The sequence below is a fragment of the Pseudomonas sp. GLN_2 genome, assembly GCF_043106005.1.
GTDB classification, from domain to species: Bacteria; Pseudomonadota; Gammaproteobacteria; order Pseudomonadales; family Pseudomonadaceae; genus Aquipseudomonas; species Aquipseudomonas alloputida.
In genome coordinates, this window is the sequence record NZ_JBICMC010000077.1 from 162,187 (window position 1) to 185,302 (window position 23,116).

The 23,116-nt window shown below is 62.3% G+C and carries 21 protein-coding genes and 2 pseudogenes; 15 read left to right on the forward strand and 8 right to left on the reverse strand.

Features of this window, described 5'->3' with window-relative positions; genetic code table 11:
- Positions 1 to 80 precede the first annotated feature (80 nt).
- Positions 81 to 1,007 carry a universal stress protein gene (locus ACF8Q6_RS17710; protein WP_392491862.1) on the forward strand — a complete coding sequence of 309 codons (927 nt, stop codon included), beginning with the start codon at positions 81 to 83 and terminating at the stop codon, positions 1,005 to 1,007.
- Positions 1,008 to 1,036: 29 nt separating this feature from the next.
- Here the strand turns inward: ACF8Q6_RS17710 and ACF8Q6_RS17715 are convergent, their stop codons facing one another.
- Positions 1,037 to 1,585 carry a GNAT family N-acetyltransferase gene (locus ACF8Q6_RS17715; RefSeq protein ID WP_012052291.1) on the reverse strand — a complete coding sequence of 183 codons (549 nt, stop codon included), beginning with the start codon at positions 1,583 to 1,585 and terminating at the stop codon, positions 1,037 to 1,039.
- A 182-nt stretch (positions 1,586 to 1,767) separates the two neighbouring features.
- Here ACF8Q6_RS17715 and ACF8Q6_RS17720 point away from each other — a divergent pair, with 182 nt between their 5' ends.
- The 4 genes from ACF8Q6_RS17720 to ACF8Q6_RS17735 all read left to right on the forward strand — a co-directional run bounded on the left by ACF8Q6_RS17720 (position 1,768) and on the right by ACF8Q6_RS17735 (position 5,473).
- Positions 1,768 to 2,694, forward strand: coding sequence for a universal stress protein (locus ACF8Q6_RS17720; RefSeq protein WP_088513171.1), 927 nt, complete (start codon positions 1,768 to 1,770; stop codon positions 2,692 to 2,694).
- A complete protein-coding gene (locus ACF8Q6_RS17725) occupies positions 2,685 to 4,052 on the forward strand; it encodes an MBL fold metallo-hydrolase RNA specificity domain-containing protein (protein ID WP_392491863.1) in 1,368 nt (455 codons plus the stop codon). Before ACF8Q6_RS17720 ends, ACF8Q6_RS17725 begins: the two co-directional genes overlap by 10 nt.
- A 158-nt stretch (positions 4,053 to 4,210) precedes the next feature.
- On the forward strand, positions 4,211 to 4,717 hold the full coding sequence (locus ACF8Q6_RS17730; RefSeq protein ID WP_004577369.1) for a hypothetical protein: 507 nt from the start codon (positions 4,211 to 4,213) through the stop codon (positions 4,715 to 4,717).
- A gap of 63 nt (positions 4,718 to 4,780) precedes the next feature.
- Positions 4,781 to 5,473: a phosphoribosyltransferase gene (locus ACF8Q6_RS17735; RefSeq protein WP_392491865.1), complete on the forward strand. Its 693-nt coding sequence runs from the start codon at positions 4,781 to 4,783 to the stop codon at positions 5,471 to 5,473.
- A 149-nt stretch (positions 5,474 to 5,622) separates the two neighbouring features.
- On the opposite strand, the pseudogene ACF8Q6_RS17740 reads toward ACF8Q6_RS17735, so the two are convergent.
- Positions 5,623 to 5,811 (reverse strand): annotated as a pseudogene (locus tag ACF8Q6_RS17740) (erythromycin esterase family protein); the annotation flags it as partial.
- 98 nt (positions 5,812 to 5,909) lie between these two features.
- Positions 5,910 to 6,479: a GNAT family N-acetyltransferase gene (locus ACF8Q6_RS17745; RefSeq protein ID WP_392491866.1), complete on the reverse strand. Its 570-nt coding sequence runs from the start codon at positions 6,477 to 6,479 to the stop codon at positions 5,910 to 5,912.
- Positions 6,480 to 6,703: 224 nt separating this feature from the next.
- Between ACF8Q6_RS17745 and ACF8Q6_RS17750 the strand changes: the two genes are divergently transcribed.
- Entirely contained in the window at positions 6,704 to 7,435 is a 732-nt protein-coding gene (locus tag ACF8Q6_RS17750; protein WP_392491867.1) for a cyclic nucleotide-binding domain-containing protein, read from the forward strand.
- Here the strand turns inward: ACF8Q6_RS17750 and ACF8Q6_RS17755 are convergent.
- Positions 7,404 to 8,138, reverse strand: coding sequence for a hypothetical protein (locus tag ACF8Q6_RS17755; protein ID WP_392491868.1), 735 nt, complete (start codon positions 8,136 to 8,138; stop codon positions 7,404 to 7,406). The genes ACF8Q6_RS17750 and ACF8Q6_RS17755 overlap by 32 nt on opposite strands.
- Positions 8,139 to 8,328: 190 nt before the next feature.
- Between ACF8Q6_RS17755 and ACF8Q6_RS17760 the strand changes: the two genes are divergently transcribed.
- Positions 8,329 to 8,889 (forward strand): Hsp20/alpha crystallin family protein, encoded by a 561-nt coding sequence (locus ACF8Q6_RS17760; protein ID WP_392491870.1) that lies wholly within the window; start codon positions 8,329 to 8,331, stop codon positions 8,887 to 8,889.
- 329 nt (positions 8,890 to 9,218) lie between these two features.
- Complete coding sequence (locus ACF8Q6_RS17765; protein ID WP_392491872.1) at positions 9,219 to 11,594, forward strand: phosphoketolase; 2,376 nt, start codon at positions 9,219 to 9,221, stop codon at positions 11,592 to 11,594.
- Positions 11,595 to 11,601: 7 nt separating this feature from the next.
- Here ACF8Q6_RS17765 and ACF8Q6_RS17770 read toward each other — a convergent pair whose 3' ends face one another.
- Genes ACF8Q6_RS17770 through ACF8Q6_RS17780 form a run of 3 tightly spaced genes read right to left on the reverse strand, consistent with a single transcriptional unit; the run spans position 11,602 to position 14,544 of the window.
- Positions 11,602 to 12,027: a potassium channel family protein gene (locus ACF8Q6_RS17770; protein ID WP_088513168.1), complete on the reverse strand. Its 426-nt coding sequence runs from the start codon at positions 12,025 to 12,027 to the stop codon at positions 11,602 to 11,604.
- Positions 12,028 to 12,055: 28 nt separating this feature from the next.
- A complete protein-coding gene (gene ftsH / locus ACF8Q6_RS17775) occupies positions 12,056 to 13,870 on the reverse strand; it encodes an ATP-dependent zinc metalloprotease FtsH (protein WP_392491873.1) in 1,815 nt (604 codons plus the stop codon).
- 26 nt (positions 13,871 to 13,896) lie between these two features.
- Entirely contained in the window at positions 13,897 to 14,544 is a 648-nt protein-coding gene (locus tag ACF8Q6_RS17780; protein WP_019751519.1) for a BON domain-containing protein, read from the reverse strand.
- A 190-nt stretch (positions 14,545 to 14,734) separates the two neighbouring features.
- On the opposite strand from ACF8Q6_RS17780, the gene ACF8Q6_RS17785 reads away from it, so the two are divergent.
- The 4 genes and pseudogenes from ACF8Q6_RS17785 (at position 14,735) to ACF8Q6_RS17800 (ending at position 19,439) form a co-directional block, all read left to right on the forward strand.
- Complete coding sequence (locus tag ACF8Q6_RS17785; protein ID WP_108078689.1) at positions 14,735 to 14,989, forward strand: outer membrane lipoprotein OprI; 255 nt, start codon at positions 14,735 to 14,737, stop codon at positions 14,987 to 14,989.
- 6 nt (positions 14,990 to 14,995) lie between these two features.
- Positions 14,996 to 17,278 (forward strand): heavy metal translocating P-type ATPase, encoded by a 2,283-nt coding sequence (locus tag ACF8Q6_RS17790; protein ID WP_392491874.1) that lies wholly within the window; start codon positions 14,996 to 14,998, stop codon positions 17,276 to 17,278.
- Between the two features lie 161 nt (positions 17,279 to 17,439).
- Positions 17,440 to 18,331 (forward strand): annotated as a pseudogene (locus tag ACF8Q6_RS17795) (universal stress protein).
- A gap of 229 nt (positions 18,332 to 18,560) precedes the next feature.
- Positions 18,561 to 19,439, forward strand: a complete 879-nt coding sequence (locus ACF8Q6_RS17800) for a universal stress protein (RefSeq protein WP_392491875.1) — start codon at positions 18,561 to 18,563, stop codon at positions 19,437 to 19,439.
- 1 nt (position 19,440) lies between these two features.
- Here ACF8Q6_RS17800 and ACF8Q6_RS17805 read toward each other — a convergent pair whose 3' ends face one another.
- Positions 19,441 to 20,013, reverse strand: coding sequence for a bifunctional pyr operon transcriptional regulator/uracil phosphoribosyltransferase (locus ACF8Q6_RS17805; RefSeq protein ID WP_392491876.1), 573 nt, complete (start codon positions 20,011 to 20,013; stop codon positions 19,441 to 19,443).
- A gap of 315 nt (positions 20,014 to 20,328) precedes the next feature.
- Between ACF8Q6_RS17805 and ACF8Q6_RS17810 the strand changes: the two genes are divergently transcribed.
- From ACF8Q6_RS17810 to ACF8Q6_RS17820, 3 genes are all read left to right on the forward strand, one after another.
- Positions 20,329 to 21,522 carry a cation:proton antiporter gene (locus ACF8Q6_RS17810; RefSeq protein ID WP_392491878.1) on the forward strand — a complete coding sequence of 398 codons (1,194 nt, stop codon included), beginning with the start codon at positions 20,329 to 20,331 and terminating at the stop codon, positions 21,520 to 21,522.
- 429 nt (positions 21,523 to 21,951) lie between these two features.
- Positions 21,952 to 22,389 carry a YeeE/YedE family protein gene (locus tag ACF8Q6_RS17815; protein ID WP_017148341.1) on the forward strand — a complete coding sequence of 146 codons (438 nt, stop codon included), beginning with the start codon at positions 21,952 to 21,954 and terminating at the stop codon, positions 22,387 to 22,389.
- A gap of 1 nt (position 22,390) precedes the next feature.
- Positions 22,391 to 22,819: a DUF6691 family protein gene (locus tag ACF8Q6_RS17820; RefSeq protein WP_392491879.1), complete on the forward strand. Its 429-nt coding sequence runs from the start codon at positions 22,391 to 22,393 to the stop codon at positions 22,817 to 22,819.
- Positions 22,820 to 23,116: the final 297 nt, after the last annotated feature.

Genomic DNA, 23,116 nt, shown 5'->3' on the forward strand with positions numbered 1-23,116 from the left:
CCTCCAGTTGATAAACATCAAGTTCGCAACACTAAGGTGACAGATGCTTTACGTACGTATCGCAACCTCAGAGGTGTGCCATGGAAACTCCGCAAAGATTGCTGCTGATCGCCTCCCCCCTGATGCGCCGAACCCCGGCCTATGACCGGGCCGCTGCGCTGGCAAAGGCCAAGGGGATGGCGCTGCACATCGTCGCTTTCGACTACGTGGAAGGGCTTGCCACGGCGGGCTTGGTGAATGACCAAGCGCTCGCAGTCATGCGCGAGGGTTACGTGCAGCAGCACCGTGAATGGCTGGAAACCCAGGCGTTGCCGATGCGGCGCAATGGCGTCACCGTCACAACCGAAGTGGTGTGGGTGCAGCAGCCCTTGAATGAGATCCTGATACACTTGCGTGAGCAACCGTTTGCCATGCTGATCAAAGAGCTCGAGCATGAGCCTTGGTGGATGCGCGCAATGTTCACCTCGCTGGATATCCAGTTGCTGCGCGAAACGCGAATACCCTTGCACTTGGTACACAAGGCGAGCCATGCGTTGCCACGCAGGATTCTGGCGGCGGTGGACCTGTCCAGGCCTGAGGATCAGTTTGAAGGTTTCAACGACCAGATCATCAGCGAAGCGCTGAAGCTGACATTGCAGTGCAATGCCCAGATCGAATTGCTGTACACCTACGACTTGGGTTCCATGTACCTGGACGCCGGCGGCAGCCGGGAACATTCGTTCCTGTTCGATTCGAACCGTGCCCAGACCTTGCATGACGTTCAGAGCGCTGCCTTCCAAGAGCTTGCCGAACGCAACGGGATCGCCGTCGAACACCGCCATATGCGCATCGGCGACCCGGCAAAGGCCCTGGCCATGTTCATGGATAACAATGATATCGACGTATTGGTCATGGGCAGTTATCACCACCATGGCATCGGCTGGTTCATCGGCAGTACTGCCGAGCGCGTTTTGCATCGGTTGTCCAGCAGTGTGCTGGTGATTTCTCCAGAACGCTCCAAAGGCTGAAGCACAAGGCCCGCAAGGGCCTTGTTTTTTCAAGGCCGCAGGTCAAGTTCGTGCAGGATCTCGCTCACATCCCCGCCAGGGTATCTTGAGGTGAAGCCCAGTGCCTTGACCAGCCGGTGCATGCCATAGTTGCTGGCCAGATCCCTGGAGACCATGCACTGAAAGCCATTGCGTCGTGCGGCTTCAATCAGGTGTTGCATCAGGCGCTTGCCCAACCCCTTGCGCTGCCAGTCTTCGCTGACCGCCACTGCACATTCGCACCGCTGACTGCCAGGTATGCCTGCATAGCGGCTGACGCCGATTTGTTGCAATTGACCGTCTACATGAACCAAGGCGACATAGGCCATGCGCTGGTGATAGTCCACGGGCATGTCTTGCGTGTCCAAGCTAGGCAAGCCGCCGCTGAGCCCGGCAATGAAACGAAAACGCCGTGATTCGTAAGCGATGGTGCTCAGAAAACGCTTGTCCCGTTCGCGGTCTTCTTCGCGCAGTGGGCGGATCAGCACCGCCGAACCGTCCTCGAGGTTTTCGACCCAGTGTTCGCAGGTCTGTGGCTGTGCTGTTTGCTGCCCGTTCATGACGCCTCCCGTTGCTTGATCAGTACCTGGTGCAGCCGTTTTAACGTGGCGGGCCGTTTCGGTTCTGACAATCATCAAGTTCAGCCTGGGTAGCGGTTTTCTGATCTGCATCAAGCAGCAGCGGTCCTGTGCGCGGAATATCGTCAGCATTACACCCACTCACGAAAGCGCGGAGGTTCACCATGGGGCAATATCGACAATTGCTGGTGCTGCTGACCGAGGTAGAACCGCATTCCGCCGCTTTGCGCAGAGCCCTTGCCTTGGCGCATGTCAGCGGCGCCAGCGTGCATGTACTGGGCTTGTTCGAGCCAAGCGAGGAGCACCTTCTGCGCGAAGAGCGGCTGAACGAGGCCGATATCAAGCGCCAGTACGAGCACTATCGCGTTCAGTTGACGGGATTGGTCGAGCGGCATCGCGGCAGCGGTATAACGCTGACGGTCGACAGCCTGAATGCGGAGGATATCCGCAGCCAGGCGATCGATTACATCAGTGAACTGCAGCCCGATATGGTCATCAAGGACAGCGAAGCCGCGTCGGCCCTGGTGCGCGTGTTCGGCACCCCACTGGATTGTGCGCTGATGCGAGGTTTCAAAGGCGTCAGCCATTTCGTGCCGGCGGGGGCCATCTCATTGCCGCGGCGTGTGCTGGTCGCAGTGGATACGGCGTTCAGTGAGACGCCTGCCGTTCAGGCGTGCTTCAATCGTGGTCTGGTTCGTGCTGCCCAGGCGCTGGCGTTGCAGTGTGACGCGCACCTGCATCTGCTATCGGCCTACAACCTGGCAGGGGTATTTGCCTCGGACATGAATGTCACCCAGGCGTGGATCGACGAGATGCGCGAGGCACTGCAGGAACCTTTCGAAGCGCTGGCCGATGCCGAAGGCGTCGCACCTGACCGCCGACATTTCATGGAAGGAGGCCCGGTACAGGTGATCCGTGAACAGGTCGCGGCCCTGGACATCGACGCGGTGGTGATGGGCGTGGTGCAGCCCAAAGGCCTGGACAAACTGTTGGGAGACACCACCGAGCGTATCGTCAGCCGCCCACCGTGCAGCGTGCTCGCCGTTCATCCCCAAATAGCCGAAAGTTGGGAGCCTTGGCCATGCAACTGACATTTCTTGGCGGCACCGGCACCGTGACCGGCAGCAAATTCCTGTTGACCCGTGACAGCACGCGGGTATTGGTCGACTGCGGACTCTTCCAGGGTTTCAAGCAACTGCGCCTGCGCAACTGGCAGCCACTGCCCCCGGCGCTGCGGGCGCTTGATGCGGTGGTGCTGACCCACGCCCACCTTGACCACAGTGGTTATCTACCGGTGCTGGTGCGGGAAGGCTACCGCGGGCCGATCTACGCCACGCCGGCGACGTGCGCCTTGGCGGAAATCCTCCTGCTCGACAGTGCACGGCTGCAGGAAGAGCAGGCCGAACATGCCAATCGCCACGGTTACTCCAAGCATGCGCCGGCGCAACCGCTCTATACCGAGCAGGATGCCAAACGTGCCCTGGCACTGTTTCGGCCCGTGGCGTTACATCAGGTGACCATGATCGCCGAGGGCATGGAGTTACTGTTGCGTACCGCCGGACATATTCTGGGGGCAGCCACGGTCCAGATCAGCGCCGAAGGGCAGACCGTGCTGTTTTCGGGTGACCTCGGCCGCCCTCAGGATCCGATCATGCGTGCGCCTGAGCTGGTCAGGACGGCGGACGTGCTGTTGATCGAGTCTACCTATGGGGACCGCCAGCATCCCGCCGAATCGACCGAGCAGTACCTGGCCAAGGTCATCAACGAAACGCTCCTGCGCCACGGCATTACCCTGGTACCCTCGTTCGCCGTCGGCCGTGCCCAACTGCTCATGTATTACCTGTACACGCTCAAGCGCGACCGGTTGATCCCTGATGTCCCTGTCTACCTGAACAGCCCGATGGCCACCGACGCCACCGCCTTGTACCAGCAGTACCGCAGTGAACATCGGCTGACCGCAGCCGAGTGCGCCGCCATGTGCAGAGGCACGCACATCGTCCGGACAGTCGATGAGTCCAGGCACCTGGACCAGCTGCGCGAGCCCGCAGTGATCATCGCCGCCAGTGGCATGGCGACCGGCGGACGGGTGCTTCACCACCTGAAGGCGCTGGCCCCCAACCCACGCAACAGCATTCTGTTCTCGGGCTTTCAAGCCGGGGGGACGCGGGGTGCCGATATCGTCGCGGGCGCCCACAGTGTGAGGTTGCACGGCGAGGATGTGCCCATCCGTGCACAGGTGCATGTGATGGAGAATCTTTCTGCGCACGCCGATGCCGATGAAATCATGGAATGGTTGCGCGGGTTCACCCGGCCACCCCGTCAGACCTATGTCATCCACGGCGAGCCACACGCTGCCGACACCTTGCGGCGGCGAATCAGCCTCGAACTCGGCTGGCAGGTGTGCGTGCCTGAGTACCAGGAAACGGTTGCCATCGACCCTGTGCGCTAGCCGGGCGCGGGAGGTGAATCATGAGTACACAAGCAAGGGCGAAACTGCGGGCCTGGTTGCACAGGCCCAGGGGCAGCCTGGGTTGGATCGTGACTATCGTCGCTTTACTCGTCGCCGCGTCCGTCTATCGCGCCTTAAGCGCTAGCTGGCGGATGCCCATGCGTGATCCGGCGGTACTCCTTGGCCTGCTGGCGTTGAGTGTCGCGCTGGGATGGGCGGTGCAGCGGGGCGTCAAGCGCACGGTCGGCAAGGCCATTTTCAATGGCCAGCAGACGGGTTGGCAGGCCAGGCTGGCGTTGCTGCGTTCAATCACCCGGGAATCGAACACGTTGATAAGCGTGTTGCTGCTCCTGGTCCTACTCGGTGCTGGCACCGTGTGGCTGGCGGGGCGCTCCGTGGCGCAGATCGTGGAGAATTGCACGGCCAACCTGCAGGCCCAGGTGGAGGTGCCTGAGGATGACAAGCTTGCTGCGCTGGTCGGCAAACCCGTGTGCACGTGCCTGGCACAGACCTTTCTGGAGCGCAATGGGGTGCTGCGCCTGGCCCTGTTCGAAACGCCCATGCAGGAAGTGAGCGGTCTGAAGGCGCTGACTCCCGCTGATGAGCAGCGTTGCCTCGCGCAGTTCGACTTGCTGCCCGAGGCGGGGCGTGCAGCCACGCCTTGAAGCCATCAACGGCTCCATCGGCAGCTGAAATGACCGGCGCCCATCGCGGCGCGGGAGGTGTTCATGTCCCATGATCTTGCCTTGCCAACTGTGTTTGTCGACCGTACCCAGGCTGGACGTTGCCTGGTAGAGCCACTGGCCCGGTATGCCGGCAGGCCCGACGTGATCGTGCTTGCACTGCCGCGTGGTGGTGTTCCGGTGGCCTATGAAGTCGCGACTGCCCTTAACGTTCGCCTGGACCTGCTGATGGTGCGCAAGCTCGGTATGCCGTTTCACCCCGAGCTCGCCATGGGGGCGATAGCCAGCGGCGGAGTAACCTTCCTCAATGACGACATGTTGCGGGCCTATCCGGTAGATCGCGCGGTGTTCGACGCCGTGGTTGCCAGGGAAACCGAGGAACTGGCGCGGCGCGAGCGGGCTTACCGGGGAGGGCGGCCAGCCCAGCAACTCAAGGATCAGGTGGTGATTCTCGTTGATGACGGCCTGGCGACCGGTGCCACGATGAGGGCGGCGATACAGGCTGCACGAGCCCAGTCACCGGCGCGGATCGTGGTCGCCGTCCCGGTCGCACCGCCAGAAACGCTCGAAGCGCTGTACGGTGAAGTGGATGAGCTGGTGTGCCCGCGCGTGCCTGAGCGGATGGTTTCGGTTGGCTATTGGTACCAGGATTTCCCGCAGACGTCGGACGAGGAAGTCATGACGCTCATGGCGCAAGCTGATCAGCAAGCACTTAGCCGGAGTGCCCCCCATGACTGAGCGCAGGGGTGAAGTTCGCACGCAAACGATGAAGCTGGCAAGTTGCGCATCGGCTTGTTCGGTGCAGGCACGGGGGCCACTGCGCTTGCCGGTGACGGGTTTGTGAAGTACCTGCAGCGCGTATCCGCCTGATAGCGCTTCGCCGAGGCTCATACACCAAATGGATAGGTTTCGTCCTCAGGCTCAAGGTGCTGTTGTTTCGGCAAGGGCAGGGCAGTCACTGGCTGGGTCTGTTCGGACCAGAGCAGCGCATCGAACTGCTGGGCCAGCACCGCCTCGAAGTAGTGGCTCAGCCGTTAGCTCTCGGGGCGATAGATGACGCCGATGACGCGTTCGAGTTAGAGTTTTTCCATCAATGTCTTCGAAGGGCCGCTCATGGGGAGCCTCCCGTAATCGGGCCGCCGCGCATTGACCCGTCAGTGCGACGGCCCAGGGTTCAGATCAGGGAGAGCCGGTGGATGACCTGGCTGGGATCATCCGGGTCAGCGACGGTGGTGAACCCCGCCGCTTTGGCCAGCTCGCGCATCGCTTGGTTGGCTGCTGCATCAACCGAATACATCTGCCGCAAGCCCTTGGCCCGGGCATGGTCGATCAGGTGCTTGAGCAGCAGGCGACCCAAGCCATGGTGCTGCCAGCTGTCCATGACGGTAACGGCACACTCGCACTCGTCCTTGCCGCTAGCAGTGGCGTAGCGGGAAATGCCCACTTCCTGCAATTCGCCATCCACGTGGGCAAGGGCGACGTAAGCCGCCTGGCGATCCTGGTCGACCTTCATCAGCTGGTCGAGCATGGCTTCACCGGGCTCCCTGAGCTGGCAGAGGAAGCGGAAATGCCGCGATTCGGGCGACAGCCGTTCGATGAAGGCTTTTTCGCGTCCTCGGTCCTGGGCTTGCAAGGGCCTGATCAATACGTGAACGCCGTTTTCAAGGGCTTCGATCCAGTATTCACCCGAAGGTTTTGGGAACGAAGGCGTTTTATGCTCACGGGAAGTCTCGGCGGGCGCCATGGCAATGTCCTCTGTGTCGAATGAACAAGGAAGTTCAGTTTCGGCAGCGGGCCCAGCGCTGACTTGACAGTTGTCAATTGCTTCCCACATGACGTGTCAAACCGATAGAAAAAAGCGGGTATAGCCGGGGGTAGCGTCCAACCCTTGGTCGGACAGACCGCTAACGTTTAGTGGAACCGCTAACTTCAATAGATACACGCCTGCAAAAAAGCAGAGGCATCGTCATGTCAGGCCCTGCGCAAATGGGAGCAAAGCTCCAGGTCAAGTGCCTTGCGTGCTCGTTGAGCCGGCTTTGCCTGGCAGCCAGCCTCAGTGCCGACGAAGTGGCCAAGCTGGAGCGAATTGTCCGCCGTAACCGGCCGTTGAAGCGGGGCGAGTACCTGTTCAAGGCCAATGAACCCATGGAGCACGTGTATGCCTTGCGCTCCGGGGCGATCAAGAATTTTCTGCTCGATGCCGAGGGCACCGAGCGGGTCACCGGCTTTCTCCTACCGGGGGAAATGCTCGGGCTGGACGCTATTGGTGCCAGTCATTACCGAAGCTTTGCCGTTGCCCTGGAAATCTCGCTGGTATGCGCCATCAGGCTGGACCAATTGGTGGACCTGTCCGGCCAGATTTCAGGGCTGCGCTATCAGTTGCTGCACATGCTCAGCCTGGGAATCCAGGGCAAGGACGAGCACCTGCGCTGCTGCCATGGGCGTGCCGAACAGCGGTTGGCGATCTTCCTGCTGGGTATGTCCGCGCGTTACCAGGCGCGAGGCTTGCAGGCTGATGTGTTCAACCTGCCCATGTCCCGTGGTGATATCGCCAACTACCTGGACCTGACGCAGGAAACGGTCAGCCGACTGTTCAGCCGCTTCGTCCATGCAGGTTTCATGCTGTGCGCCGGGCGTGAGGTCAGGCTCATCGACATGCAAGGCCTGGTCAACCTGACCCGCCTGGAGGAGCCCACTTGAGCGCGGCAAGCACCCGGTCATAGCGTTGCACAGGCCAACTTTCGGGGGAGTACCCCACCCAGATCGGGCGTGACACATGATCTGTGCGTATCCAGATACGCTGCGCGGCTACGCCAGTTTGCCAGCACAACCGTGCCACTTGGCGCGCCACCTGTGGCGGCGCGCAACAGTACACCGTGTCCGGGCGGAAAGTGGTCAGCAAGTGCCTGGTCTGCCACCAGCCACTGCTGTAGTCACGCGGCAATGGCGACAGTGCCGACAGCCAGGGTCGACACTCGCCTGGCAGCAGTTCGGCCGCAATGCCGTCATGTGACAGCTGCAACTCTACCCCAGGCAGCCAGCAACGAATTTCATCCAGCGCACCCAGCAAGGGCAGCAGGCCTTCGGCGCGACTGATGGCCAGCAACCTTGTACTTTGCAGGGGCAACGGCCAAGCGCTGCCAAGCGGCCCGGAATAGTCGAGCTGCTCCCCCGCACGGCCCAAGGGCTGCGCGCTCTGGGTGCTGACGATAAATTGCCCAGCCCCGCCAGGTAGGGTCACGTAACTGCACGGCCAGCACTCGGTACGACCACTGAGCACGCAGTACTGGCCAGCCATTGCCTCGCCGCCTGGCTGGCTGCAAAGGGCCAGGCGCACGAATTGCTGGATGCCCAGGCCGGGCAATGTCTGGAGCAAGCGAACGCTGGCACCCTCGCGGTCCATGACTGCCTCGCACTGTAAGGATGACTTGCTGTAATCAGCCTAGACCGTGGGCAATCCGGCACTTTGATCAGGATCAAACCAGCGGGCGGCAGGGACTTCACGTTGTTGATAAAGGTCAAATGGGCTGCTGCCCCACGGCGCATGATCGAAGCGTCTCCCTGGGAGGCATTACTCATTCGAGGAGGTCGCCATGTCAGAAGTTGCCAAGAAAGTGCCTGTTACCCCCGCCGCCCCCCAGCCAACCAAAGCTTCGCCGCCCAGCGTCGAACCTTCGGAGCTGTGGCGGCCCTGCCAGCAATTGCGCCATCAGATCGACAGCCTGTTCGAGGATTTCGGCCGGCGGCCGATGCGCATGCCGTTCAGCCACACACCGTTCGATGTCGAACCTTTCTGGCGGCGTGACCTGTTCACCCACGGCCTGCCGGCCATGGACATCAGCGAGCTGGCCGAGGAGTACCGCATCAGCGCCGAGTTGCCTGGCGTGGACGACAAGGATATCGAGATCAAGCTCGTCAATGGCAACCTGTTGATCCGCGGCGAGAAACAGGAAGAAGTGGACGAAAAACGCAAGGCATATCACCTGTCCGAGCGCCATTACGGCAGCTTCGAGCGGGTTTTCCAACTGCCCCGTGAAGTCGACGCCGAGAAGATCAACGCTCAGTTCAACAAGGGCGTGCTGCTGGTGCACCTGCCCAAACGCGCCGAAGCCATCCATCCGGAAAAGGTGATTCCGATCAAGAGCGGTAAATGATCACCCATCCTCACCGCATCGAGGAGCAAGGAGGCTCCGCCTGTGGAGGTAGCACATGATGTCCATTGGCAAATACTGCAACCGGGACGTGGTCATCGCACCACCCGGTATCTCCATCTATGCCGCGGCGCGCCACTGTCCGACGCATTCCGGTCGTCGATGATCTCGGTCTGCTGGTCGGAATCGCCACGGCGGACGACCTGATGGGCCTGCTGTCGGACCACCTGTACGAACTGTGACTGCTGATCCGTCAACAGAGCCGGCGGGAGGTAGATCTTCGCGGCGAAGACCTTTGAGCGCCCCGTGCGCAATGACGAAAGGAGGCTGGCATGAGTGATTTCCCCGGTACTGAAGAGCTCGAAAGCCTGGATGCCTATTGGCGGGCGGCGAACTACCTCACCGTTGGCCAGATCTATCTGCAGGGCAATGCCTTGTTGACCAGGCCCTTGACCTTGGCCGATGTCAAACCTCGGCTGCTGGGCCACTGGGGGACTTCCCCGGGGCTCAACCTCGTCTATACCCATCTGAACCGGTTGATTCGCCAGTACAGCCTCAATGTGCTGTTCGTCACGGGGCCTGGCCACGGCGGTCCTGCCCTGGTCGCTCAGGCATACCTCGACGGTACCTACACCGAGCTCAACCCATCGGTCGAGCGCAACGCACTTGGAATGGCCCGGCTCTTTCGGCAGTTTTCCTGGCCTTATGGCATTGGCAGCCATGTCGGCCCCCATGTGCCTGGCTCCATTCACGAAGGGGGCGAACTGGGCTATTCGCTGGCCCATGCCTATGGTGCCGCCCTGGACAATCCGCAACTGATCGTGGCGTGCGTCATTGGTGATGGTGAGGCCGAAACCGGGCCACTGGCTGCCAGCTGGCACTGCAACAAGTTCCTCAACCCCGCCCGCGACGGCGCGGTGCTGCCCATCTTGCATCTGAACGGTTACAAGATCGCCAACCCCAGCGTGCTGTCGATGATCAGCGAGGAGGAGCTGACCAGCCTCATGTATGGCTATGGTTATGATCCGTATTTTGTCGAGGGTGACGAGCCTATGGAGGTCCATCGCGCGTTGGCCAGGACGCTGGATGTCATCTACGAGAAGATCAGCCAGATCCAGCGCCTCGCGCGGCATGCCGAAGACCCGAAGGTGGTCGACAGGCCATTGTGGCCGGTGCTGATTCTTCGTACCCCCAAAGGGTGGACGGGGCCCAGGTACGTGGATGGGCAACGCGTAGAGGGCACCTGGCGGTCCCATCAGTTGCCGTTGGCGGACCTTGACAAACCGCCGCACCTGATGCAGCTGCAACAATGGCTGGAAAGTTACCGCCCCCATGAGCTTTTTGACGCACAGGGTACGTTGTTGCCTGAGCTGGCCGCGCTGACCCCAACTGGCCGGCGACGCATGAGCGCGAACCCCCATGCCAACGGCGGTCTCTTATTGCGGGCCCTGGATTTGCCGCACTACGCCGATTACTGCGTGCCGATGCCGGGCCCTGGTCAGGTGCGGGCCGAGGCGACCAGAGTGCTGGGTGGTTATGTACGCGATGTCATGAAGAACAGCCTTGCGTCGCAGAGTTTCCGCCTGTTCGGCCCTGACGAAACGGCGTCCAACCGTCTGGATGCGGTATTTGAGGTGACCGACAAGGTGTGGCTGGATGCTCGGGCCAGCGATGATAGACACCTTTCAGCACAGGGGCGGGTCATGGACATCCTCAGTGAGCACATCTGCGAGGGCTGGCTTGAGGGGTACCTGCTGACGGGCCGCCATGGCCTGTTTTCCTGTTACGAAGCTTTCATCCATATCGTCGATTCGATGATCAACCAACATGCCAAATGGCTCAAGACAGCTGCCGAGGTGCCTTGGCGCAAGCCGATCGCCTCATTGAATATCCTCCTGACTTCGCATGTCTGGCGGCAGGACCATAATGGTTTCTCGCACCAGGACCCGGGCTTGCTCGACCTGCTGGCAAACAAGAAGGCCAACCTTGCGCGGATCTATCTGCCACCTGACGCCAACTGCCTGTTGTCGGTGGCTGAGCATTGCCTGCGCAGCCGTGGGTACATCAATGTGATCGTTGCCGGTAAGCAGATGGAGTGGCAATGGCTCGATTGCGAAGCGGCCGCCGTGCACTGCCAATCAGGTATCGGGCGCTGGGGCTGGGCCTGCCATGATGACGAGATGCCCGAGGTGGTGCTTGCCTGCGCGGGCGATGTGCCGACACTGGAGGTACTGGCGGCGGTTACACTGCTGCAAGAGCAGGCTCCAGACGTGCGTGTGAGGGTGGTGAATGTCGTTGACCTCATGGCGCTGCAACTGTCGCAACAGCACCCTCACGGGCTGTCCGACAGCGATTTCAACGGGCTGTTTACCGAAGATCGACCGGTCATCTTTGCCTTCCACGGCTATCCGGCGCTCATCCACCGCCTCATCTACAAACGCGCCAATCCGCAACGGTTTCATGTCCGGGGATTTCGCGAAGAGGGCGCAACGACCACGCCGTTCGACATGGCAGTCATCAACAATCTGGACCGCTACCAGCTGCTGCTCGATGTGTTCGAGCGCGTGCCACGTTTGCAGCCCCAGCTCGAACAGGCCCGCGCCCGCTATTGGGCCACGATGGAGAAGCACAAGCTCTACCTCATCGAACATGGCGAAGACATGCCTGAAGTTGCGCAATGGCGCTGGACTTCAGCGTCGCGAGCCTGAGCCCGCCTTACTTGGCCTTCCAGTACTTCTGCATTTCCAGGAACAGGAACGAGGCGGTCCAGGTGATCAGCACCAGGCCCGTCAGCGCCTGCAGGCCGGTGAGGTACTTGAGGTGGCCAGTGGGGGCGATATCGCCGAAGCCTATGGTGGTGTAGGTGGTGAAGGAAAAATACACGCAGTCCAGGAAACTGCCGTCGAAATTGCCGCTGAGCGTGCCCCAGCCTGGGGCATGAGCCATCAGGTAATAGGCCAAGGCAAAGCACCACACCTCCAGGGCATGGGCCAGCAGTGCGCCGAACACGCCTGCGACGATGCGAAAGCGGCTCCAGAGCTTGAGCCGAGGTAGCCAGTCATTCAGGCGCAGCAGGCATTCGTAATGAATGATCACTACCAGGATCACCACCAGCATATTGATCAGCGTGACAAAGAGCATCGCAGGTACCCTGGCCAGGATCGGCGGTTCATTTCGTGGCATCGACCAACACATAGGTGGCGGGCTCATTGGCTTGCGGTTGCAACGCCGGGAATTCCTCGGGGGTGATGGTCTCCTTGGCCAGCAACAGACGCGCGCCTGCATCCAGGTCGTTGCGGCGCTGCTTCAGCAAAGCCCGGGCGCGGCCATAGGCTTCTTCGAGCAAGCCGCGGACAGCGAGGTCGATCTCGCGCGCAGTTTGCTCCGAGTAGTCCTTGCGCTCCTGACGCAACAGCGAGTCACCCAGATAGCCGGCTTGCTGGCGCTCAAGGACCGCCTGGCCCAGCACCGGGCTCATGCCGAAGCGGGTGACCAGCTGGCGGGCGATATCGGTGGCGCGCCCGAGGTCGTCGGCGGCACCCGTGGAGACCTGGCCGAACACAAGGTGCTCGGCGGCGCGCCCGGCCATCAGCACGACAAGGCGGTCACGCAGCATCTGCGTGCTGATCAGGTAGCGGTCATCGGTCGGCCGTTGCAGGGTGTAGCCCAGTGAACCCGCGGCGCGGGGAATGATCGACACCTTGTGCACCGGGTCCATCGCCGGCAGGCTACTGGCGGCCAGGGCATGGCCCATTTCGTGGTACGCCACCACTTGGCGCTCGTCGCTGCGCAATACGCTGCCTTTGCGCTCGATGCCCGCCACCAGTCGCTCGACCGCAGCGGTGAAGTCCTGCAACTCGACCCACTGGCTGGACCGCCGGGTGGCAACGATGGCAGCCTCGTTGACCAGGTTGGCCAGGTCGGCGCCCGTCAGGCCCGGGGTGATCTCGGCAATCCGCTCGCAGTCCAGGTCGTCCTTGTAGATAATCTTGTGCAGGTGGACTTTCAGGATCGCCAGGCGGCCCTTGCGGTCGGGCCGGTCGATGAGAATCTGCCGGTCGAAGCGCCCGGCACGCAGCAGCGCCGGGTCCAGCACTTCAGGGCGATTGGTCGCCGCCAACAGCACCACGCCTTCCCGTGGGTCGAAGCCGTCAAGCTCGGCGAGCAACTGATTGAGGGTTTGCTCTTTCTCGTCATTGCCACCAAAGCTGCCGACGCCGCGCATCTTGCCCAGGGCATCCAGCTCATCGATGAAGATGATGCAAGGCGCCGCTTGGCGGGCCTGGTCGAACAGGTCACGCACCCGGGCGGCACCCACGCCCACGAACATCTCCACGAACTCCGAGCCGGAGATCGAGAAAAATGGCACCGCCGCTTCCCCGGCGATGGCCTTGGCGACCAGGGTCTTGCCGGTGCCGGGTGGGCCTACCAGCAGCGTGCCCTTGGGCACATGGGCGCCAAGGCGCGCATACCACGCCTTGTTTTTCAGGAAGGACACGATCTCTGTCAGCTCGCCCTTGACGTCGTCGATACCGGCCACGTCGGCGAAAGTCACCTGGGTGTCGTGTTCGACGTAGACCCGCGCACGCGACTTGCCCACCCCCATCAACCCGCCCAACCCCTGTTTCTGCCCCAGGCCATGAAACAGGACGTACCACAGCACCAGCATCATCAACAGCGGCATCAACGCGCCCATCACGGTCGCTACCGTGTTGTCCTCGACGACGCCAGAGAACGCGACTCCAGAGCGTCCCAGCTGCTCGCTCAGAGCCGGGTCGACGCGAACGGTGGAGAATACCGAGTGGCCATCGATCGGCTCCTGCAGCCTGCCGAGGATCCGCTCGTGCTCGATATGCAGGTCGCTGACCTTCTGCTGATCGAGTAATTGCAGGAAGGGCTGGCTGAACAGGCCGAACTGCACGGCAGCGAGCACTGCCAGGCCAACTGCCAGGAGGTAGAGCGTCCAGGGCTTATCCTTGTTCATGGCCATCGGTCCTCGGCGCGGCGGCGCTAGGCGATCAACAGATAATCTTCGACCTTACTGACGCCCGGCACCGACCAGGCCGCACGCTCGACCACTTCTCGCTCGCGCAGCAAGTGCACCTTGCCTTCCAGCTTGACCACGCCACCGTCGACCGTGACGCGGATGCCTCCGGCCTCGATTTCGGCGCTGCGCTTGAGTGCGTCCTCGATGTGGCGCTTGATATCGACCACGTCGGCCCGGGCTTTGAGGGTGATGCGGTTGTGTACGCCAACCACACCCGACAAGCGCCAGATTGCCTGTTCGATCACTTCCTTCTGGTATTGCCAATCGAGCTGGCCTTCCAGGGTCACCGTCCCTTTTTGCACGGTGACCTGGATGCCCTCCACGTTGGCGTCCGAGCTCCAGGCGATGATGTTCAGGGCACGGCTGGCAATCGTGTCGTCAGCGGTACCTTCGAGCTTGTTCAGGCGTACCTCTATCTCCTCGGCCAGGCCGCGCACGCCTTTCATGGCCTTGACCGTGCGCTCGGCACTGACTTTCTGGGCGTAGCTGTTGACGTGCCCGGAGAGGGTCACCACGCCGTTCTGCACCGTCACACCGATGCTGGCTGCATTGATATCGGGTTTGAATTCCAGCTCTTCGAGCACAAGGTCTCGCAGGTCAAGGTCGTTCATGATCGGCTCCGGTAGCAGATAGGGTAGGGGTGCGGTGCCCTGAGTCTTTGTTTCTACCCTTGTGCCCACCAGCGCGATTGATAAAGGTCAAACCGGGTGAACAGGCCGCTCGCGGTTGACAAATGTCAGGCGTGCGGCGCACGCCGCCATCGATACTTAGCGTGTCCTGGCCATGCACGAGGGTACCGACATGCGACGTTATGTGCTTTGCGGGTGGGCAAGCCTGTTGCTGGTTACCGCGTCCGGCTGCACGGCGTGGCGCGCCGAGGAATACGATGCGCGCCTGGAATCAGCAGAGAACAACGCCGCCACCGCAAGGTTGCGCGCCGATCAAGTGTGTTACCGCATCGATCTGGTCGAGCAGACCGCCAACGAGGCCCTAAGGCGGGCAACCCAGGCTCAGGACGAGGTGCGGCAACTGCGCCAGCAGGCCAGACGCAAGTAGCCCGCCATGCCACGTCGATGGCTCGACCCCGCACTGCTGGTGGTCTGCACGCTGGCCCTGCTGACTGGCGGCGTGGCCTATGCGGCGCAGCGGCCTGCCTGGGCCGGGCTGGTCTGGGCAACTGGCGGCCTGGTCATGGCCGGGGTCCTGGCGGTGGAAATGTTCAGGCGCCTAGCCCGGGGTGAGGCGGGTATCGACCTGATTGCCTTGCTGTCGATCACCGCCGCCCTGGCCCTGGAGAACATGCTGGTGGCTGCGGTGGTCGCGCTGATGCTGGCCACCGGCCGAGCACTTGAAGCGTTCAGCGTGCGTCATGCCGAGCGCGAATTGCGGGCGCTGATCGACCGAGCGCCGCAACGTGCCTGGATCCAGGAGCAAGACGGGCTGCGCGAAGTTGCGGTGGATCAGGTCAGGCCAGGGCAGGCCGTGCTGGTGCGCCTGGGTGAAATCGTACCCGTGGACGGGCGCCTGCAGAGTCCCCAGGCCACCCTGGACGAGGCGGCGCTGACCGGGGAGTCGTTACCCGTCACTCGTCATTGCGGCGAGCCGGTGGCCAGCGGGGTGTGCAACGCCGGCGCGCCGATGGTGCTGGTGGCCACGCAGACTGCGGCACAAAGCACCTATGCCGGCATCGTGCGCCTGGCCGAGGCGGCACGCCAGTCACGGGCGCCCTTCGTGCGCCTGGCTGACCGCTACGCGCTGGCGTTCATCCCGCTGACGTTGCTGATCGCCGCGCTCGCCTGGTGGGCCAGTGGCGACCCGCAACGCGTGCTGGCGGTGCTGGTGGTCGCCACACCTTGCCCCCTGATATTAGCGGTGCCGATTGCCGTGCTGTCGGGCATCTCGCGAGCGGCGCGGCGTAGCATTCTGGTGCGCGATGGTGCGGTACTGGAGGCGCTCGCCGGGATCCGCCAGGTTTTTCTCGACAAGACCGGTACCTTGACCAGCGGCCATGCGCGGCTGCAATCGATCGAGCTTAACGGGGAGGGCGCGCCGCTGCAGATCTTGCAGTGGGCCGCGTCATTGGCCCAGGCATCCACCCATCCGATCGCTCGGGCTATTGTCGATGCGGCCCTCGCGCGGGGCCTGAGCCTGGCGGCGCCGCAACAGGTGCAGGAGGCGCCAGGCCAAGGGTTGGCCGGCCAGGTACAAGGCAAAGCCGTGCGCTTGGGGCTGCTGGCTTACGTGCAGCAGGGCAGGGATGCGGGCCCTTGGGCACAGGTGTGCTTGCAACAGCTGGACTATCTGGCCAGCAGTGGCAGTTTCGTAGCCGTGGACGGTGAATTGAAAGCGATGCTACGGCTGGCCGACGATGTGCGTCGGGAAACCCCTCAGACCCTGCGCCGGCTTCGAGCCCGCGGCATCGACCAGATTGTCATGCTGACTGGCGACCGCCCCCAGACGGCGCAAATGATCGCGCTGACAGCGGGTATCGATGCGCTTCACTCTGGCCTCTCACCGCAGGACAAGGTCCGCCTGGTGCAGGAAGGTTGCCGAAAAGGTCCCACGCTGATGGTCGGGGATGGCATCAATGATGCGCCAGCACTGGCTGCCGCCGATGTCGGGGTTGCCATGGGCGCGTCCGGCGTGACTGCTTCGGCACAGTCAGCCGGCGTGGTGTTGCTGGTCGACAGGCTGGATCGTCTGATCGAAGCGCTCGACATCGCCCGACACACCGTGCACATCGCCCGGCAAGGCGTATGGGTGGGCATGAGCCTCTCGCTGCTGGCCATGCTGTTCGCTGCGGCCGGCTACCTGCCTGCGGTGATGGGGGCGGTACTGCAGGAAGGCATCGACCTGTTGATCATCCTCAACGCCCTTCGCGCCCTCGGCCCGGTTGCGGGCGATGGCCACAACGGGTTGCCGACCGAGAGCCTGCAGCGCATGCAGGACGAGCATCGACAACTGGACGGGGTGTTGACCGACCTGAGCCAGATGGCACGGGACTTTGCCAGCCGTCCTGCGGAGCAGGCGCGGGCCGACCTCGGGCGCCTGGTCGCCGCCCTGCATGGCTCGCTGGAGCGTCATGAGCGGGACGACGAGCAGCAGCTGTACCCCCTGTTGAGCCGCTACATGGGAGGCGAGGATCCGCTCTCGCCGCTCAGCCATACCCACCGGGAAATGTTCAGGCTGATCCATTTGCTGACGCGCATGAACGAGGATTTCGCCCAAGCCGCCGCCAACCCGAGCGCCGACGAAATCCAGCACGAGCTCATACGCCTGGATACCTTGGCAAAACTGCATTTCGACCAGGAGGAGGCCTTGTACCGTTACCTTGACCAACATTGAACACCGCTGCAGGCATTTGCACGCTTGATAAAAATCAAGCGCCAAGGGCGGCGTTGACCGGATGCTGGCAGCAGCGGTCAATCACTGCCGGCCGAAAAGCCCCGTCTCGATGCAACCCGAGCGACCTGAGTGATCAGGCCGGCCCACCGTTGGAGGCCATCATGAGTCACTATCAACGGCTGTTGCTGATCATGCGTCCAATGCTGCACCAGGCGGTCGCCCTGGAGCAGGCTGTTGCACTGGCCAGATCGGCATCGGCCAGCCTGCACATCGTCGCCTTGCTCGAGTCATTGGACAAACTCTGGCTGCTGGAGTCCGGTAAGCATCAAGCGGAGCGGGAGGCTTATCGGCTTGCTCAGCATGAACAGCTGGAAGCCCAGGCAAACGCACTGCGCGCCTCCGGCGTGCAGGTGACGACCGAGGTGGCCTGGAGTAACGACCTTGCAGGGTGACATTCTGCAGCACGTGCTGGAGATGCAACCGGACCTGCTGCTCAAGCAGGTCGAGCATGAGCCTGCGCTCAAGCGCGCCTTCTTCACGCCGCTTGACTGGCAACTGTTGCGCCACTGCCCGGTCCCGGTCTACTTGCTCGGTGCCAGCCAGCCGGCGTTGCCGCGCCAGATCGTGGCGGCGGTGGACGTGGCCGACACCTCGCCAGAGGGGCAAGCCCGAAATGACAGCATCGTCCAGCAGGCCGGTGCTTTGGCCTTGCAGACAGGGGCGCAACTGGACCTGCTGCACGCCTGCGATCTGTCGATGGCCTACATGGGCGATATGGGGTATGCCGCCTGGGCCATCGGTGACATTGCCGAGCCCATGCGCCAAGCGCTGGAGGATGATTTCAGGAAACTGGCCGAACGCTTCGGCGCACCACCGCAACGTTGCCATTTCGTGCTGGGGCGCCCGGTCGCGGTGCTCAGCGCATACGTCGAATCACAGCCGGTGGAGGTACTGGTCCTGGGGCGGCCCATCGCACGGGGACTGGACCGTCTGTTCGGCAGTACCACCGAACATGTGTTGTACCAGGTACCTTGCAACATCCTGGTGGTGTAGGAACGTGCGGATGACTACGCCATGGGCGTGAGGCGCTCGGCGACCAGGGCGCTGGTGCCGACGATGCCCAGCCGGGCCTGGCAAGGGGCGGGCAAGGGGCGGGCAGGCGAAAGGGCTTGATGCTGTCAGCGACCAGGATGCGTTCGAACATCCCGTTTTGGAACAGCGCCCCGCGCTGCTGAAGCTGCGGCGGCGTAGGCTATCCTGCAGCCGCACCGGGAGGTGCCCGATGAGCCCGTATCGCCGGATTTTGCTGATCATGACCAAGGCTCAAGCCAATGCCGCGCTGGACCGGGCCATGGCCCTGGCTGCGGCGTCTGGTGCTTCCCTGCACGTGCTGGGTATTCATGAACCCGGCGAACTGCGCCTGCGCCACGAGTTGCTGACAACCCCGCGGCCTTGCGTTTCATTCGTGCATTTCAGCACAGCGCTCAAGGCGCTGCTCGATGAGCTGCCGGCAAGGGGGGCACGCCCAGGTTTCGAAGCCGTGGAAACCTCCGATTCCCGAGACCTGGTGCCGGCCTGCATTGCCCGCTCTGCGCCTGACCTGGTGATCAAGGACTGCTCAGGCTGTTCCCTGATCGATCAGAGGGCCCGGACTTCACTTGACCAGGTACTGTTGCATGGGAGCGAGGTGCCGTTGATGTTCGTACCGGCGAATGCCCCAGCCATGCCAGCTAGCGTGCTGGTCGCGGTGGATGTATCTCACGCCTCGCCGCTCAATGACGCACTGGTGATGGCCGGTCAGCAACTGGCAACGCAATGTCAGGGCCAGCTGAACCTGCTGTCGGCTTACGACCTGCCAATCGCCATGCTGGCAAATCCTGACCTCGCCGGCCCTTGGGCGGATGAGCTGCGCGAATCGCTGCAGTTGCCGTTCGATGCGTTGGCCGATGCCCACGGCATCGCCCACAACCATCGATTCTTCAGCGAAGGTGCGCCTTTGCGTGTCATCAAGTCCCATGTCGCTGCGCTGGGAGCCGATGTGGTGGTGGTCGGCGCCGTGCAGGCCAGGCGTTGGGCCAAGCTGATCGGCGATACCACCGAGCGGCTTGTCAGCCATGCGCCGTGCAGCATCCTGACGATCAGGCCTGCACCTGGCAGTTGAATCAGGCGGTATCGCCTGTTCGGCCATGGCGCACCGCCTCCACGCAGAATTGACCTTCGTAGGGGGGCACATGGCATTCGACGATATCCTGCGCCGCGACCTGCAGATGAATGCCGACGATATCGGCATGCACCGGTTGGCGGCAGACGTGGCGGTCGACGAGCACCGCGCTGATGATGTGGCGCGCACCCAGTTCGGCGAGGTAGGCGCAGGTGCGTAGCAGGGAGTGCCCTTCGTAGAGCACGTCATCGACCACCAGCAAGGTGGTTGCGGCAAGGTCGAGCTTGGCGAGTTCAGGGTTTTCGGTGAGTTGAGTATGGGCATGCAGGAGGCTCAGGTCGTCTGCATAGCGCTTGACCTTGATCGGGTAGAGCGGCAAGGGCGCAGCACCGGTGAGTGCCTGCAGGTGCAGTTGCAAGCGCTGCGCCAGCGGCTCACCACGCCGCTGAATGCCTACCAGTGCCACTTCGGACACAGGCAGGCAGGCCATGGCCTGGCGGGCCATCGAGCGCAGCACGCTGTCCAGATCGTCTTCGTCATACAGGCGGACCCTCGATGGAGCGGGGCGATTCATGGTGTTTCTCCTTTATTGGATATCACTGGGCGGGAGCCTACCCGGGCACCTTGAGATGGGCTTGATAAAAGCCAAGTGATAGCCAGCCGAGTCCGGGCCAGGAACCTGAGTTTAAGTGCATCGCGGATTACTGCATCTACCAGACGGGCGCAGGCACCCATATCCTGCTGATGACACTGATGGGCCATGGCCGGCACGCGAGATCTTTATTACCCGCATAGTTGACCTAAGATAACTTCTGCCGCCTTTCAGATCGTCGCGTTGCGCGGGCAGTGATAGCGTTGCTACATACGCTTTTGATCCCGAGGCGTGGCCATGTATCAGAACCTGGCTGTTCTGGCCGCCTTGCTGGTGCTGTACGCCAGCCTGGCCGGTGCGCTTGAGTCCAAACCTGTCAATGGGCCGCTGTTGTTTCTGCTGGCAGGCCTGGTGGCAGGCCCCTCTGGGCTCGGGTTGTTGAACCTTTTACTGGACCGCAACGATCTTCGCTTGCTGGCCGAGCTTACCCTCTCAATCGTCCTGTTCAATGATGCCGCCAAAGCCAACCTGGCCCAATTGCGGCAATCCCGTAGCCTGCCCTTGCGCTTGCTGACCCTGGGCCTGCCGCTGACACTGATTGCGGGCTGGTTTGCCGCCTGGCTGATGTTCCCACGGATGCCCTGGCTGGAGATGGCGCTGTTGTCGACCATACTGGCCCCGACCGACGCCGCCGTCGGCAAGGCCGTCGTAAGCAACCCCGACGTTCCGGCCGATGTGCGCGAGAGCCTGAATGTCGAAAGCGGCTTGAATGACGGCATTTGCGTGCCGGTACTACTCTTGCTGTTGGCATTGTTGACGGAGGCTCACTCGACGATGCCTTTTGCCTTGGCGGGCTACTTCTTCCTGGAGGAGTTGGGTATCGGAGTTCTCACGGGGGCGGCGCTTGCGCTGTTGGTAGGCGGGTTGTTACGTCTGTCGCAACGCCATTGCCTGCAGATCGAGGCCTGGCAGCAACTGGTGATGCCCGCGCTGGCATTACTGAGCTTCGCCAGCGCTCAGGCACTGGGGGGCAGCGGTTTTATCGCCGCGTTCTGCGCAGGGCTGCTGACAGGTTACCTGTTCAAACGGGAAACCCAGCCGTTGATCGTCACCGGCGAGTCGTGCGGTGAAGCGCTGTCGCTGCTGACCTGGGTGGTGTTTGGCGCCTATGTGGCGCCCAAGGCTTCGCAGATCATGGCGCCCTCCGTCTGGTTCTACGCACTTTCGAGCCTGTCGCTAGTGCGAATGCTGCCTGTCTGGCTCAGCCTGGCGGGGAGCACACTCAGCGCCGAGAGCCGCTTGTTCATTGGCTGGTTCGGCCCCCGTGGGCTCGCGTCCATCGTGTTCGCGATACTGATACTGGATGCGCCGTTGCAAGAGGCTGGCACGATCATCGCGTGCACCATCGCTTGCGTTCTGCTCAGCGTGGTATTGCACGGCATGAGTGCACTGCCGGGGGCGCGGCGGCTGGGGCGCAGCGCACGAGAATGAGGGTGTGACAGGGGACCGACCGGTATCATCGAGGCATGTACGCGCAGAAGCGCAGAAGTCATCCAGCAAAGAAAATGGGCTTGGTGGCTGACAGGGGCGGTCATACTGATCTTGTTTACCACATTGGCCAATCTTGGCGGCTCCTACATTATCGGCTGGCTGGGAGCCATCAGTGTATGGGGCGTGATTGAACCCGTTGCCGGTCTGAGCCTGATCGGTTGGTACTGGGTCAGCCCCACGCGCTTTCAAGAGGCCTGGAACCCAATGCATATACCCGTCGCACAGGCTGTTACCAGCAGCATCCCTCTGACGCTATCGGTGGCTGGCCATGGGCCCGAAGGGCCGTCGCGATGGGGTGGATTCCAGCGGTGCAGGCTCAGCGTTAAGATGGAACCGATTCATTTCTGCAGTTGGATAGGGAGCACTGAAATAGTGGTTGATATGGCTGCCTTCACACCGTGGTCGGCTCTGGCAGGCGGAGCACTAATAGGCCTGGCCGCCGGGCTGTTCGTGGTGGCGAACGGGCGCATTGCCGGTATCAGCGGTTTGCTCGGCTCGCTATTGCAGCGCACCGGAGAAGGGCGAGGCGAGAAACTGTCGTTTCTGCTGGGCATCATCGCGGCGCCACTTTTGTGGCGAGCGTTCTCGGCGATGCCCACGGTACATTTCAGTACGGCCCCCTGGTTGCTCATGGTCGCAGGGCTTCTGGTGGGCGTGGGTACCCGCTATGGCAGTGGCTGTACCAGTGGCCATGGTGTGTGTGGCCTTTCTCGCCTGTCCCCTCGCTCGGCGGTGGCCACGTTGTGCTTCATGGCAGCCGGCTTTGCCACCGTCTTCGTGGTTCGCCACCTTTACCCAGGAGCATGAAATGACCCGGATCAGCGCATTCATCGCGGGGTTGCTGTTCGGCATGGGGTTGTTGCTATCGGGCATGGCAAGCCCCACCAAGGTACTGGGGTTTCTCGACCTCGCGGGGCAGTGGGACCCGTCACTGGCACTCGTCATGGCGGGCGCGATCGGTGTTGCACTGCTGCCGATGGCGTGGGCGCGTCGGCACGCTGTGTCCTTGCTCGGCGGCGCGATGCAGTTGCCTGCCCGACGCGACATTGACCGACGGCTAGTGGGTGGCAGCCTGATCTTCGGCATTGGCTGGGGGCTAGCCGGGGTGTGCCCAGGGCCGGCCCTGGTGCTGCTGGCCGGCGGGTTTTGGCAAGGCTGGCTGTTTGTGGCAGCGATGCTGGCCGGCATGGCGCTGTTCAATGGGCTGGAAGTGCTTAGTAAACGCCGCCAGGCGTAAAGCAAGCTGCGGCCGTGCCGCGTAGACAACAGCGGGTGAGTTTCATTGGGTGAGGGCAGAGGAGACAACCCCATAGTCGTCTGAAACCCTCGGCCGCGTTCAGGGGGCGGGGAAGAAGGCTAGGTAGGCTCGCACCGTCGGCTGTTTTCGATCAGCTGCTGGAAATTCAGCATCAGGAAGCACCGGTAACTTTCGAAGACAGGGTGGTCACGGTGAAATGGGACAACCTGAATAAAGAATGGCGCTGAGCAATACACAATATCCCGGCCTGAGAATTATCGGATATTGAGGGAAGCG